A 14,094-nucleotide genomic window follows, 5' to 3' on the forward strand; every position below is an offset into this window, starting at 1 on the left:
AAACCCGCTCCCACAGGGAACTCACAGATTTTGAATGCTGTGTGGTACCTGTGGGAGCGGGTTCACCCGCGAAGAGGCCCGCACTGGCAGCACAACTTCCCGCTACTCGCCGAAATCTCTCCTAACCTCAATAGCTCCCATCGGTTCCTGCGCACAGGAGACACGACCATGAGCTATGTAACCACGAAGGACGGCGTACAGATCTTCTACAAAGACTGGGGCCCGCGCGATGCGCCCGTCATCCACTTCCACCACGGCTGGCCGCTGAGCGCCGACGACTGGGATGCGCAGATGCTGTTCTTCCTCGCCCAGGGTTACCGCGTGGTCGCCCACGACCGCCGTGGCCATGGGCGCTCCAGCCAGGTATGGGACGGCCACGACATGGACCACTACGCCGACGATGTGGCGGCCGTGGTCACCCACCTGGGCACCCAGGGTGCCGTGCATGTCGGGCACTCGACCGGCGGCGGCGAAGTGGTGCGCTACATGGCGCGTCACCCTGAAGACAAGGTGGCCAAGGCCGTGCTGATAGCTGCCGTACCACCGCTGATGGTGCAAACCCCAACCAACCCCGGCGGCCTGCCCAAGTCGGTGTTCGACGGCTTCCAGGCCCAAGTGGCCAGCAACCGTGCGCAGTTCTACCGGGATGTGCCAGCGGGGCCGTTCTATGGCTACAACCGCCCCGGTGTCGAAGCCAGTGAAGGCATCATCGGTAATTGGTGGCGCCAGGGCATGATCGGCAGCGCCAAGGCCCATTACGATGGCATCGTGGCGTTTTCCCAGACCGACTTCACCGAAGACCTGAAGGGCATCACCCAGCCAGTGCTGGTGATGCATGGCGACGACGACCAGATCGTGCCTTATGAAAACTCCGGCGTGCTGTCGGCGAAACTGCTGCCCAACGGTACGCTGAAGACCTATAAGGGCTACCCGCATGGCATGCCGACTACCCATGCCGATGTGATCAATGCGGATTTGCTGGCGTTTATCCGCAGTTGATGTGATCGCCTGTACCGGCCTCTTCGCGGGCTTGCCCGCTCCCACAGGTACTGCACAGGTATTGAGATGTGCATTTAACCTGTGGGAGCGGGCGAGCCCGCGAAAGGGCCGGCACTGGCAACACATTCCCCTCAGGATTACCATGTCTCCCTTCTAACGCGGCCCTTTGCCGCCCCTTGCCTCCCGCCTGCCAAAACCCCATGCCCTTCGAACTCACCGTAGAACCCCTCACCCTGCTAATCCTGGCCCTGGTCGCCTTCGTCGCCGGTTTCATCGATGCCATCGCCGGCGGTGGCGGCCTGCTCACCACCCCGGCACTGCTCACCGCCGGCATGCCGCCGCACCTGGTGCTGGGCACCAACAAGCTCAGCTCCACCTTCGGCTCGGCCACGGCCGGCTTTACCTACTACAAGCGCAAGTTGTTCCACCCGGCGCAGTGGCGCCCGGCACTGTTCGCCACCCTGGTCGGGGCATTGATCGGCGCGGTAGTGGCCCACTACATGCCTGCCGAATGGCTGAACAAGATGCTGCCGGTCATCGTCTTCGCCTGTGGCGTGTACCTGCTGTTCGGCGGCACGCCCAAGGCGCCGCTGGATGCCGATGCACCGATCAAGAAGAAATGGCAGATGCCCCAAGGCTTCACCCTGGGCTTCTACGATGGCGTGGCCGGCCCGGGCACCGGGGCGTTCTGGACCGTCAGCACGCTGCTGCTGTACCCCATCGACCTGGTCCGCGCCAGCGGTGTGGCGCGCAGCATGAACTTCGTCAGCAACATCGCGGCGCTGACGGTGTTCATCATTTCCGGGCAGGTGGACTACATCGTCGGCCTGTGCATGGGCCTGTCGGTGATGGTCGGCGCGTTCTTCGGCGCACGCACGGCGATCAGCGGTGGCAGCAAGTTCATCCGCCCGGTGTTCATCACCGTGGTGCTGGCGCTGACCGTGCGCCTAGTGTGGCAGCACTGGTTCGGGCAAGCCTAAGCGCCTGGCCACATAAAGGTCGATCAGATAGCGGGCAATGGAGCGCCCGGCCGGCAGCGGCGGCAGGTCGTGGACGCTGAACCACTTGGCATCCTCGATCTCGTCCGGCTGCATGACGATGTCGCCCCCGGCGTACTCGGCATGGAAGCCCAGCATCATCGAGTGCGGGAACGGCCAGCACTGGCTGCCGACGTACTGGATGTTCTGCACCTCCACCGCCACTTCTTCACGCACCTCGCGCACCAGGCAGTCTTCGGCCGACTCGCCCGGCTCGGCAAAACCGGCCAGGGTGCTGTACACCCCGGTGACGAAGCGCGGCGAGCGCGCCAGCAGAATCTCGTCGCCGCGGGTCACCAGCACGATCATGCTCGGCGAGATACGCGGGTAGCTGCGCAGGTCGCACGGCTGGCAGTACATCGCCCGCTCCCAGCGAATCTGCGTCATCGCCTGGCCGCAGCTGCCGCAGAAGCGGTGCTCGCGGGCCCAGGTGCCGATCTGCGCGGCATAACCCAGCACTTTGTAGCTGTCGAAGTCGCCTTCGAGCATGAACGCACGCAGGCCGCGCCAGCTGCAGCCGGGCACGTCGCTGGAGCTGCGCAGCTCCAGCAGGAACACCGGTTGGCCATCGAAATGGCCGATGCCGTGCTCGCACAGCACGTCGAGGTCCTGGCGCTTGAGCCAGTCACGCGGGAACAGCGCGCCGTTGGCATCCACCAGGAACCCTTCCGGGCTGCGGGCCACGGCCAGCCCCCCGGTGATCTGCGGGTCGAGTACTGCGGTAGTCCAGCGTGCTGACATGTCGGGGGTTCCTTTACTGCGCGTCCCCCGGTCTGATCAGTCGGCGAACGTCGGTTTCTGTTTGCTCATGTGCGCCGCCACAGCCACGCGCAGGTCTTCGGACTGCAACATCGCGGCGTTCCAGGTGGCGATGTATTCCAGGCCATCGTCGATGCGGTGGTCGCGCATGTAGCTGAGCATTTCCTTGGTGCCGGCCACGGCGATCGGCGATTTTGCGGCAATCTCGCGGGCAATGGCAAAGACCCCGTCCAGCAGCGCGGCGTGATCAGCATAGACCCGGTTGACCAGGCCGATGCGCAGCGCCTCGTCGGCCTCGACGTTACGCCCGGTGAAGGCCAGCTCACGCATCATGCCGTCGCCGATGATACGTGGCAAACGTTGCAACGTGCCGACATCGGCAGCCATGCCCATGTCGATTTCCTTGATCGAGAACTGCGCATCGCGGCTGCAATAGCGCATGTCGCAAGCGGAGATGAGATCGATGGCGCCACCGATGCAATAACCCTGCACCGCGGCCAGTACTGGCTTGCGGCATTGGTCCACGGCATTGAACGATGCCTGCAGGCGCAGGATGGTCTTGCGCAGGAAGCGTGCATTGCGGCCAACGTCCTTGCCCATCTGCCCGGCCAGCGAAGCCAGCATCATCAGGTCGATACCGGCGGAGAAATGCTTGCCCGCGCCGCTGATCACCACCGCGCGTACGGCATCGGTATCGTCGACCCACTGGAAGATGTCCACGATCTCTTCCCAGAAGGCCGCGTTCATCGCGTTGACCTTCTCGGGGCGGTTGATCTGAACGTGGGCGATGTTATCGGTCAGTTCGACCTTGAATGCGCTGTACTCGGTCACGGGCGGCACTCCTGCGGGTTAAGGGTTCATAGCGCGGATGGTAACCCAGCCCGATGACTGCACTTGTGCCAAAAACGGGACTGTACGCCTTGCCTAAGACGCGCTGATCCGGCACCGTGCGCCATCGCCGAATTATAAGGATACAAATTCATGTCCCGCTCCCTGACCGGCGCCCTCGCCCATGGTTTTCTGGGCCAGTCGCCGCTTTGGTACAAGGCAGTCATCTGCCTGTTCCTAGTACTCAACCCACTGCTGCTGATGGCCGTTGGCCCGGTCGCGGCCGGCTGGGCGCTGGTGCTCGAATTCATCTTCACCCTCGGCATGGCGCTGAAATGCTACCCGCTGATGCCTGGCGGCCTGTTGCTGATCGAAGCCCTGCTGTTGCAGATGACCACGCCACAGGCACTGTACGAAGAACTGCAACACAACTTCCCGGTGATCCTGCTGCTGATGTTCATGGTCGCCGGCATCCACTTCATGAAGGAGCTGCTGCTGTTCCTGTTCTCGCGCATCCTGCTTGGGGTGCGCTCAAAGGCGATCCTGGCGCTGCTGTTCTGCGTGCTGTCGGCGTTCCTTTCGGCGTTTCTCGATGCGCTGACCGTGACTGCCGTGATCATCAGCGCCGCGGTCGGCTTCTATGCGGTGTACCACCGCGTCGCTTCCGGGGCCAACCCGCGCGAAGACAGTGCGCTGGACAGCGACCAGCAGGTCGCCCAGCTGCACCGAGAAGACCTCGATCAGTTCCGCGCTTTCCTGCGCAGCCTGCTGATGCATGGTGCGGTGGGTACTGCCCTGGGTGGCGTGTGCACGCTGGTGGGCGAGCCGCAGAACCTGCTGATCGGCCATGAGATGGGTTGGCACTTCGCCGACTTCTTCTTCAAGGTGGCGCCGGTTTCGCTGCCTGTGCTGGGCGCTGGCCTGCTGACCTGCGTGCTGTTGGAGAAGCTGCGACTGTTCGGCTACGGCACGCTGATGCCTGAACCTGTGCGCCAGGTGCTAGCCGCGCACGCCGCCGAAGACAATGCCACGCGCACCCAGGCCCAACGTGTCGCGCTGTGGGTGCAGGGGTTCGCGGCGTTGCTCCTGATCGTCTGCCTGGGGTTGCACGTTGCCGAGGTCGGCCTGATCGGCCTGATGGTGATCGTGCTGATCACGGCGTTTACCGGCATCACCGACGAACACCGCCTGGGCCGCGCCTTCCAGGATGCCATGCCGTTCGCCTCCTTGCTGGTGGTGTTCTTCGCCGTGGTCGCGGTGATTCACCAGCAGCAACTGTTCAGCCCGCTGATCAGCTGGGTGCTGACGCTGCCGGCCGAACAGCAGCCGGGCATGCTGTACCTGGCCAATGGCCTGCTGTCGGCGATCAGCGACAATGTGTTCGTCGCCACCATCTACATCACCGAGGTGAAGCAGGCATTTCTCGATGGCGGCATGAGCCGCGAGCACTTCGAGACGCTGGCGGTGGCGATCAACACCGGCACCAACCTGCCCAGCGTGGCGACGCCGAATGGGCAGGCGGCGTTCCTGTTCCTGCTGACCTCGGCGATTGCGCCGCTGATCCGGCTGTCGTATGGGCGGATGGTGTGGATGGCCTTGCCCTATACCGTGGTAATGGGCGGGCTGGGGTGGTGGGCGGTGACTTACTGGCTTTGATGTAAGCCGGCACTGGCCCTATCGCCGGCAAGCCAGCTCCCACAGGGACCGCATCAGGGCTGGTAACCCTGATGCTCTTGCCACAAACCATAGAATCTCCCACAGGTACTCCACAGTCCTCCGCTGCAACGCAATACCTGTGGGAGCTGGCTTGCCGGCGATAGGGCCATTACAGACAGAACGAAAGGCCCTGTCGATTCTGCCTTCTACCATCCGACTATCCGATGCTCAGCCACCCCGGCTGCCAACAGGAGAGTCCCCATGCGCAAGCTCATCGTAGCCGCCTTCATCAGCCTCGACGGCGTCATGCAGGCCCCCGGCGGACCACAGGAAGACACCAGCGGCGGCTTCAGCTACGGCGGCTGGATCGTGCCCTACGCCGAGGAAGTGTTCGGCCAGGCGATGCAGGCGCTGTTCAGCCAGCCCTTCGAGCTGCTGCTGGGCCGGCGCACCTATGACATCTTCGCCGGCTACTGGCCAAAGATAAAAGACGACTCGCAGGACTTCTCCATCGCCAACCTGTTCAACAGCGTGCCCAAGCACGTGGCCACCCACACCCCCGCCACCCTCGACTGGCACAACAGCCACGCCCTGGGCGCGAACATCACTGCTGCGGTGCGCACCCTGAAACAGCAGGATGGCGCCGACCTGCTGACCCAGGGCAGCGCCGAACTGGTGCAGCAACTGCTGGCAGCGGACTTGGTCGACGAGCTGCAGTTGCTGATCCATCCGCTGCTGCTCGGCCACGGTAAACGCCTGTTCGGCAACGATGCGGCTGCCGCAGCCTTCACCCTGCAACACTCGGTGGTGTCACCCAAAGGCGTGGTCATCGCCCGCTACGTGCGCGCAGGCCAGGTGCAGACCGGTTCGTTCGACGAGGCGTAACCGACGGCCAATGGAAGTTGCTGACGATTGCCCGCGAACAAGGCTATGACACCAGCAAACTCATCTGGCGGCAGGCCGAGTAGCCGGCCATCGACGGCATGCGCCAATCAGGCTAAGGTGTGCGCCCTTTAATCGCCTCGAAGGAACGAGCCCGTGAGTAGCGCGCCGCTGCAAGCACCCCGTATCCGTTTTCTCGCCCTGTGCGTGTTCCATCACCAGGGCAAGATCCTGGTCAACGTGTTCGACGACCCAACCAGCGGCCAGACCCTGTGCCGCCCGCTGGGTGGCGGCATAGAGTTCGGTGAGTTGGGCGTGGAGGCCATCGCCCGCGAGATCCACGAAGAGCTGGGCCAGCCGATCAGCAATGTGCGCCTGCTCGGCACCCTTGAGAGCCTGTTCACCTATGCCGGCAAGCCAGGGCATGAGATTGTGCAGGTATACGATGCGCGCTTCGACGACGCCAGTCTCTACCAGCGAGCCTGGCTCGACGGCCACGAGTCCAACGGTAGCCCGTTCCGCGCCCGCTGGTGCGACAGCGCCGATTTCGACCATATCGGCCCGCTGGTACCGCAAGGGCTACAGGTGTTGCTGCGCGACCTGTCGCTGTTGGGCTGAAACAAGGAGCCAGACCATGGACCTGCTGTTCCTCGGCACCTCCGCCGGCGTGCCCACCAAGGCGCGCAACGTCAGCGCCACGGCGGTAATCGAAGCCAGCGGCAGCCATTGGTACCTGGTCGACTGTGGCGAAGGCACCCAACATCGGCTGCTGCACACCCCACTGTCGGTCCGCGACCTGCGGGCGATCTTCATCACCCACGTGCACGGCGACCATTGCTTCGGCCTGCCCGGTCTGCTGGCCAGCGCCGGCATGAGCGGCCGCACCCAGCCGCTGGACGTGGTGCTGCCCTGTGCGCTGCACGACTGGGTGCGCCAGGGCCTGCTGGCCAGCGACACGTTCCTGCCGTTCGAATTACGCCTGCTGGCCGTGGAAGAGCTGGTCGAATGGCGCAGCGAGACCCTGCAAGTGACCAGCGTGCAGCTGTCGCACCGGGTGCCGAGCGTCGGCTTCGTGTTCACCGAGCTCAACCCCGAACCGCGCCTGGACATCCAGCGCCTGGAAGCCGATGGCATACCCCGCGGCCCGTTGTGGGGCGAGCTGGCCAAAGGCCTGACGGTGCAACATGACGGGCAACTGCTGCATGGCCGCGACTACTTGCGCCCGTCGCGCCCGCCACGACGGGTGATCGTGTGTGGCGACAACGACGACCCCGAGCTGCTGGCCAACGCTGCCCAGGGCGCCGATGTGCTGGTGCACGAAGCCACCTTCACCCAGGCGGTGGTCGAGCGCACGGGCGTCACCTTCGGCCATAGCACCGCTGCAGCAGTGGCGCGCTTTGCCCAGAGCGCAGGCGTGCGTAACCTGGTGCTGACGCACTTCAGCGCCCGCTACCAGAACGACCCACGGCGCAGCCCGAGCATCGGCGACGTGCGCGACGAAGCCCTCGCCCACTATGACGGGCAGCTGATTCTGGCGCAGGACCTGCAGCGTTATCACATCGGGCGTGATGGCTGTCTTGAACCGGCCGGATGAATCGCGGAGCTTCGCGGGTGAGCCTGAAACCTGCATAGCTCCTGTGGGAGCGGCGGTGCGGTGATCCGATTCACCCGCGAAGAATCCAGCGCCGTGGATGGCACCGGCGTTGCCGGTGTTCGCGGCTAAAGCCGCTCCCACAGGTATAGCGTTAGCCTGAAACCTGCACAGCACCTGTGGGAGCTGGCTTGCCGGGGATGAGGCCATTACAGACAGAACGAAAGGCCCTGTCGATTCTGCCTTCTGCCATTCGACTATCCGATGCCCACAGCCACCCCCGCTGCCAACAGGAGAGTCCCCATGCGCAAGCTAATCGTAGCCACCTTCATCAGCCTCGACGGCGTCATGCAGGCCCCCGGCGGACCACAGGAAGACACCAGCGGCGGTTTCACCTTTGGCGGTTGGCTAGTGCCCCATGCCGAGGAAGTGTTCGGCCAGGCCATGCAGGCGCTGTTCAGCCAACCTTTCGAATTGCTGCTGGGCCGGCGCACCTACGACATCTTTGCCGGCTACTGGCCGAAGGTGAAAGACGATACCGAGGAATTCTCCATCGCCAACCTGTTCAACAGCGTGGCCAAGCACGTCGCCACCCATGATCCCGACAGCCTCGATTGGCACAACAGTCATGCGCTGGGTGCGGATATCGTCGCGGCGGTACGGGGCCTCAAGCAGCAGGATGGTGCCGATCTGCTCACTCAGGGCAGTGCCGACGTGGTGCAGCAACTGCTCGCCGCCGGGCTGGTCGATGAGCTGCAGTTGCTCACCCACCCCGTGTTGCTGGGCCATGGCAAGCGCCTGTTCGGGGAGGATGCTGCGCCTGGGGCTTTCACCCTGAAGCATTCGCAAGTGACGCCCAAAGGGGTGGTCATCGCCCGCTATGTGCGTGTAGGCGAAGTGCAGACCGGTTCATTCGACCTGCCAGCACATAGCGATTGAGGCCGGCGAGTACACGAGCACGGCAGGTAGCTCTTTCAATCTGGCCGGCTGGAGAAGGCGTAAGGTTGAAGGTCTGTCAGCTGTGCAAGAAAAACTAGATGCTCAACGGCGCTGACCTTCTTGAGGTACTCCAGGCGGTCAGATCCACCCAACATGAGGGCGGGGAAAAAGCCGTACATTTCATCATTCTTGAGTTTTCCGAATTTTGCGCTAGCAGGTTCGAAGAGATCATTGAAATCGTTTGAGTCGAGTTTTCTTGACAGAAAAAACCCTTGGAGCTCAGCTTCTAACTGATCTTTTGTGAATTCATTTTTATAAAATGCGTATCGAGCGCTGACGCCTGTTATCTCCAGTGAAAAACCAGTTCTTTCACCCCATAGATACAGGTCTCCAAAAGCGCTTCGAGCGATCAAATGGTAGGTATCGTGTGAGCTGAATTTCGTGCCCGCTATCCAAGATGAAACAACTGCCTCATATTCTTGTGGATTGACTAACCAGAAAATCCCTTCGCCATAGCCTCCCCACCCATGCTCAGACCAGTATTCCAGAAGCTTGGCGGGAAGCTTACCCCTGTACTTTTCGATCGTCGAGAAAGGTACTTCCCGGCGATCGATCGGATGACCGAAATTCTCAATAAACCTGGCATAGATTTTATCCATCTTGATGTCCTTGACTCAGCATTTGTGCAATTTGACATTCATGCGGGTTGAGCTTCTATGTTCGGGCGGCACCGCTTCGGCGGCCTTCTTCAAATTGGGTATCTTTGTTTTCCATTGAGGTCCTATTATGGAGTTTATCTGGCGATCCCCGAAGTCCGATATGACGTCCCTGCCTCCAGCGACAAGGTCTGGATTGTGCAGCGCTGCTATGGCTGACATTCTGTTTCTAGCTTTTTCCATGGCAACTTGTTGTGCTTCAAAAGGACCCATGGTCTTCCTTAGCTCCTTCTCAAAATTTTCCTGGATGATCTCCAATTCCTTTCTTCGAGCTTTCTGAGCCAGCCCTTTATTTCGCTGTTCTGGGTTTTCGATTTTCTCCAGAAACTCATCGATGGTCATCCAGTTGAGCCCATCTTCCTGACCACTCAGCTGCCGCTTGAATTCTCCCACTTTGTATTCCGGCACTTTGTCAGCTTTGAAGCATTCGACATTATGCAATGCCATCCTGCCGGGGTGGTGTTCAGGCGGCTCCTTCTTCGGCTGATTCCTTTGATTCGGATGCGGATCACCCAGCCCTCCCTTACGCCGCTCCGGCACCTGTAGGTCTGGCCGTTTCTTCAATCCCTCTTCATGCTTGAGCATCCATTGCCCCAGCCGTGCACCTTTGCTGCTGGCCGCCATCTCCTGCGCCAGCACCCGAGCATCGCCGCGCCCGCGGGTGAGGTACGAGACGATCGCGCCCAGCAGCAAAACCACGACCTCTACATGACCTAGAGCGATATGATGGGCAGCTCTGGAAATGGTATACGGGTCATCCGATCCGAACGGGTTAATACCTTCGTCCCGTGTCCCATCCCAAGCGATACGTATGCCGTCGAGGTAATACTCACCAATGCGAGGCAAGCCTTCGAGAAAAAACTCGGCAATGGAGGCAAGCCCCAGCACGCCAAGTATCCAACCACTGACCTTGAGGCCCATTGCCGCGCCAGCGCCGGCCAAAGGAATGGCCCCTGCACCAGCGCCAAATGCCCCAATCCCGGCGCCAATCGCGCCGCCGGTGAGGGTGCTGCCGACGACGATCATCGCCATCTCCCGTACCACCTTGAGCAGCTCGTCGAGGATGCTGGCGATTTCCAGCTCGGCAAAGCGCTGGCGCAGCATGCTGCCGGCTTGCCACTCGGCCTGGTTGAAGGCCGCCTGGACAGCCCTCACGCGACGCAGGTTGAGGGCCAGTGAGGCGACCGGTTCGTTTAGGTAGGTACGGAAATGGGCGCCTCCCTGATAGCCCATCTGATCGGTGATACGTGATTCGATCTGGAACCACGAGGGCACCAGGTAATCCAGATACATGAGGTGTCTCCCTGACAGCGTGTACAGGGGGAAATCCCATCATGGATTTGCTTGGGAAGTTTCTGAGTCAGCTGTAGGAAAAGTCTCTTTCGCTTTGACTCTGAGCTGACAAAGGCACTCGATTCCTTACGCCATGCATCGTCAATACAACTTTTGCGCCCCGCCCGCATCGAACCAAAGGTGAGCCCCACACTCACTGACAGGAGGTTTGCCATGGCGATGCGCACGGCCCTGATGCTTTCCTGCATGACCTTGGCCCTGATGGGCTGCGTCGGTTCAAACGACGATCACCGCTCCCCGCCGGCTACCGAACAGGTCGACCTGCAACGCTACCAAGGCACCTGGTACGAGCTGGCGCGCCTGCCGATGTTCTTCCAGCGCAACTGCGTGCAGTCCGAAGCCCATTACAGCTTGCGCGAGGATGGCCGCATTGACGTGACCAACCGCTGCAAGGAAAAGGACGGCGCATGGAATGAAGCCCACGGCATCGCCGAAGCCCAGGTGCCGGGCAGGACAGACAAGCTCTGGGTGCGCTTCGACAACTGGTTCAGCCGGCTGGCACCGGGGCTGACCAAAGGCGAATACTGGGTGCTGTATCACGACAAGGACTATCGCGTGGCGCTGGTCGGGCACCCCAACCGCGAATACCTGTGGCTGCTGTCGCGCACGCCGGCGATCACTGACCAGACCCGTGATCAGCTGCTGGCGATTGCCCGTAAGCAGGGTTACGACACCAGCAAGCTGATCTGGCGCGAGGACGCCCCTGCCGTGCCATGAGCATCGACGCCCTGTAGCAATCCGTCTAAGGTGTGGCTCCCCCACGCATGGAGCGAAACATTGGACCTGCAGTTTCTGGGCACTTCCTCGGGGGTGCCCACAAAAGCCCGCAACGTCAGCGCCACCGCTGTCATCGAAGCCAGCGGCAAGCAGTGGTACCTGGTCGATTGCGGCGAAGGCACCCAACATCGGCTGCTGCATACTCCACTGTCGGTCCGCGACCTGCGGGCGATCTTCATCACCCACGTGCACGGCGACCATTGCTTCGGCCTGCCCGGTCTGCTGGCCAGCGCCGGCATGAGCGGCCGCACCCAGCCGCTGGACGTGGTGCTGCCCTGCGCGCTGCACGACTGGGTACGCCAGGGCCTGCTGGCCAGCGACACGTTCCTGCCGTTCGAATTGCGCCTGCTGGCCGTGGAAGAGCTGGTCGAATGGCGCAGTGAGAGCCTGCAAGTGACCAGCGTGCAGCTGTCGCACCGGGTGCCGAGCGTCGGCTTCGTGTTCACCGAGCTCAACCCCGAACCGCGCCTGGACATCCAGCGCCTGGAAGCCGATGGCATACCCCGCGGCCCGTTGTGGGGCGAGCTGGCCAAAGGCCTGACGGTGCAACATGACGGGCAACTGCTGCATGGCCGCGACTACTTGCGCCCGTCGCGCCCGCCACGACGGGTGATCGTGTGTGGCGACAACGACGACCCCGAGCTGCTGGCCAACGCTGCCCAGGGCGCCGATGTGCTGGTCCACGAAGCCACCTTCACCCAGGCGGTGGTCGAGCGCACGGGGGTTACCTTCGGCCATAGCACCGCTGCAGCAGTGGCGCGCTTTGCCCAGAGCGCAGGCGTGCGTAACCTGGTGCTGACGCACTTCAGCGCCCGCTACCAGAACGACCCACGGCGCAGCCCGAGCATCGACAACGTGCGCGACGAAGCCCTCGCCCACTATGACGGGCAGCTGATTCTGGCGCAGGACCTGCAGCGTTATCACATCGGGCGTGATGGCTGTCTTGAACCGGCCGGATGAATCGCGGAGCTTCGCGGGTGAGCCTGAAACCTGCATAGCTCCTGTGGGAGCGGCGGTGCGGTGATCCGATTCACCCGCGAAGAATCCAGCGCCGTGGATGGCACCGGCGTTGCCGGTGTTCGCGGCTAAAGCCGCTCCCACAGGTATAGCGTTAGCCTGAAACCTGCACAGCACCTGTGGGAGCTGGCTTGCCGGCGATGAGGCCAGCCAAGACAAGACAGTTGCTCCCACAGAAAACCGCGCTCGCCTGATTAGGCCGCCAGGCGCCCGCTGGCAATCGCCTCCGACGCCGCCAGCATCGCCCGCAGCAACACCGCGCAGCCTGCCGCCAGGTCCTCGGGCGTGGCATTCTCGATCTCGTTATGGCTGATGCCATTCTCGCACGGCACGAAAATCATCCCCGCCGGCCCCAGCTCGGCCAGGAAGATCGCGTCATGCCCCGCCCCGCTGACAATGTCCATGTGCGCCAGGCCCAGTGCTTGCGCCGACTCGCGTACGGCATCGACACAGCCTTTGTCGAAGTACAGCGCCGGGAAGTCGGCCGTGGGCACCAGTTCGTGGCTCAAACCATGCTTGGCACAGGTCGCCTCGATCACCGCGCGCACATCGGCAATCATCGCATCCAGTTGCTCACCCTCCAGATGACGGAAGTCCAGGGTCATGCGCACCTCGCCCGGGATCACGTTGCGTGACCCCGGATACGCCTGCAGGCACCCCACGGTGCCGCAGGCATGGGGCTGGTGGCCGAGGGCGGTGCGGTTGACCGCTTCCACCACCGCCGCCGCGCCGACCAGGGCGTCCTTGCGCAGGTGCATGGGCGTGGGGCCGGCATGAGCTTCGACGCCCCTCAAGGTCAGGTCGAACCATTTCTGGCCCAGGGCACCCAGCACCACACCGATGGTCTTGGCCTGGTCTTCGAGGATCGGCCCCTGCTCGATATGCGCTTCGAAATAGGCCCCCACCGGGTGGCCCAGCACCGCGCGTGGGCCGGCGTAGCCAATGGCGTTCAACGCCTCGCCGACGCTGACACCTTGGGCATCGCGCTTGGCCAGTGTCTCTTCCAGGGTGAACTTGCCGGCGAACACCCCCGAGCCCATCATGCACGGGGCAAAGCGCGAGCCTTCTTCGTTGGTCCATACCACCACTTCCAGCGGCGCTTCGGTTTCCACGCCCAGGTCGTTGAGGGTACGGATCACCTCCAGCCCGGCCATCACCCCGAAGCAGCCATCGAACTTGCCGCCAGTGGGCTGGGTGTCGATGTGGCTGCCGGTCATCACCGGCGGCAGTGCCGGGTTGCGTCCGGGGCGGCGGGCGAAGATGTTGCCGACGGCGTCGATGCTGACCGTACAACCGGCGGCCTCGCACCACTGCACGAACAGGTCGCGGGCCTGGCGGTCGAGGTCGGTAAGGGCCAGGCGACAGACGCCACCCTTGGCGGTGGCACCGAGGCGGGCCAGGTCCATCAGGGATTGCCACAGGCGGGTGCTGTCGATGTGGTGGGCGGTGGTTTTCAGGATGTCTTGGACTGGGGTCACGGGTTTCTCCTTCAGGCTTTTTGTTGTCTGTGCGGGCCCTATCGCCGGCAAGCCAGCTCCCA

General features: G+C 62.7%; 14 protein-coding genes and 1 pseudogene. 10 read left to right on the forward strand and 5 right to left on the reverse strand.

The window, feature by feature from the left end:
• Window positions 1-168: 168 nt before the first annotated feature.
• Together TZ03_RS02510 and TZ03_RS02515 are read left to right on the forward strand one after the other, a co-directional pair.
• Window positions 169-999 carry an alpha/beta fold hydrolase gene (locus TZ03_RS02510; protein WP_051095581.1) on the forward strand — a complete coding sequence of 277 codons (831 nt, stop codon included), beginning with the start codon at window positions 169-171 and terminating at the stop codon, window positions 997-999.
• Window positions 1,000-1,199: 200 nt separating this feature from the next.
• A complete protein-coding gene (locus tag TZ03_RS02515; protein WP_051095582.1) occupies window positions 1,200-1,979 on the forward strand; it encodes a TSUP family transporter in 780 nt (259 codons plus the stop codon).
• Here TZ03_RS02515 and nudC read toward each other — a convergent pair.
• A complete protein-coding gene (gene nudC / locus TZ03_RS02520) occupies window positions 1,947-2,777 on the reverse strand; it encodes an NAD(+) diphosphatase (protein WP_051095583.1) in 831 nt (276 codons plus the stop codon). The two genes, TZ03_RS02515 and nudC, sit on opposite strands and share 33 nt — an antisense overlap.
• Window positions 2,778-2,813: 36 nt before the next feature.
• Window positions 2,814-3,626, reverse strand: coding sequence for a crotonase/enoyl-CoA hydratase family protein (locus TZ03_RS02525; RefSeq protein ID WP_051095584.1), 813 nt, complete (start codon window positions 3,624-3,626; stop codon window positions 2,814-2,816).
• A 150-nt stretch (window positions 3,627-3,776) separates the two neighbouring features.
• Here TZ03_RS02525 and nhaB point away from each other — a divergent pair, with 150 nt between their 5' ends.
• From nhaB to TZ03_RS02550, 6 genes and pseudogenes are all read left to right on the forward strand, one after another.
• Window positions 3,777-5,279, forward strand: coding sequence for a sodium/proton antiporter NhaB (nhaB, locus tag TZ03_RS02530; protein WP_051095585.1), 1,503 nt, complete (start codon window positions 3,777-3,779; stop codon window positions 5,277-5,279).
• 261 nt (window positions 5,280-5,540) lie between these two features.
• Window positions 5,541-6,164 carry a dihydrofolate reductase family protein gene (locus TZ03_RS02535; RefSeq protein WP_051095586.1) on the forward strand — a complete coding sequence of 208 codons (624 nt, stop codon included), beginning with the start codon at window positions 5,541-5,543 and terminating at the stop codon, window positions 6,162-6,164.
• Window positions 6,161-6,247: pseudogene (locus TZ03_RS31795) on the forward strand (lipocalin); the annotation flags it as partial. The gene TZ03_RS02535 and the pseudogene TZ03_RS31795, both read left to right, overlap by 4 nt.
• Before the next feature lie 85 nt (window positions 6,248-6,332).
• Window positions 6,333-6,779: an NUDIX hydrolase gene (locus tag TZ03_RS02540; protein WP_177328429.1), complete on the forward strand. Its 447-nt coding sequence runs from the start codon at window positions 6,333-6,335 to the stop codon at window positions 6,777-6,779.
• Window positions 6,780-6,795: 16 nt separating this feature from the next.
• Window positions 6,796-7,755, forward strand: a complete 960-nt coding sequence (locus TZ03_RS02545; RefSeq protein WP_051095588.1) for a ribonuclease Z — start codon at window positions 6,796-6,798, stop codon at window positions 7,753-7,755.
• 300 nt (window positions 7,756-8,055) lie between these two features.
• Window positions 8,056-8,691, forward strand: coding sequence for a dihydrofolate reductase family protein (locus TZ03_RS02550; protein WP_051095589.1), 636 nt, complete (start codon window positions 8,056-8,058; stop codon window positions 8,689-8,691).
• A 35-nt stretch (window positions 8,692-8,726) separates the two neighbouring features.
• Here TZ03_RS02550 and TZ03_RS02555 read toward each other — a convergent pair whose 3' ends face one another.
• Both TZ03_RS02555 and TZ03_RS02560 read right to left on the reverse strand, forming a co-directional pair.
• Window positions 8,727-9,350 (reverse strand): GAD-like domain-containing protein, encoded by a 624-nt coding sequence (locus TZ03_RS02555; RefSeq protein ID WP_051095590.1) that lies wholly within the window; start codon window positions 9,348-9,350, stop codon window positions 8,727-8,729.
• Between the two features lie 15 nt (window positions 9,351-9,365).
• Window positions 9,366-10,700 (reverse strand): DUF6861 domain-containing protein, encoded by a 1,335-nt coding sequence (locus tag TZ03_RS02560; RefSeq protein ID WP_051095591.1) that lies wholly within the window; start codon window positions 10,698-10,700, stop codon window positions 9,366-9,368.
• 213 nt (window positions 10,701-10,913) lie between these two features.
• Between TZ03_RS02560 and TZ03_RS02565 the strand changes: the two genes are divergently transcribed.
• Window positions 10,914-11,477, forward strand: coding sequence for a lipocalin family protein (locus TZ03_RS02565; RefSeq protein WP_082056523.1), 564 nt, complete (start codon window positions 10,914-10,916; stop codon window positions 11,475-11,477).
• Between the two features lie 60 nt (window positions 11,478-11,537).
• Window positions 11,538-12,497, forward strand: a complete 960-nt coding sequence (locus tag TZ03_RS02570) for a ribonuclease Z (protein WP_051095592.1) — start codon at window positions 11,538-11,540, stop codon at window positions 12,495-12,497.
• 251 nt (window positions 12,498-12,748) lie between these two features.
• Here TZ03_RS02570 and TZ03_RS02575 read toward each other — a convergent pair whose 3' ends face one another.
• The gene (locus TZ03_RS02575) at window positions 12,749-14,032 is read right to left on the reverse strand and encodes a Zn-dependent hydrolase (RefSeq protein ID WP_051095593.1); all 1,284 of its coding nucleotides are present in this window, start codon (window positions 14,030-14,032) and stop codon (window positions 12,749-12,751) included.
• Window positions 14,033-14,094 lie beyond the last annotated feature (62 nt).

It is taken from the genome of Pseudomonas sp. 10-1B, from assembly GCF_000935045.1.
In the GTDB taxonomy this organism is placed as follows: Bacteria; Pseudomonadota; Gammaproteobacteria; order Pseudomonadales; family Pseudomonadaceae; genus Aquipseudomonas.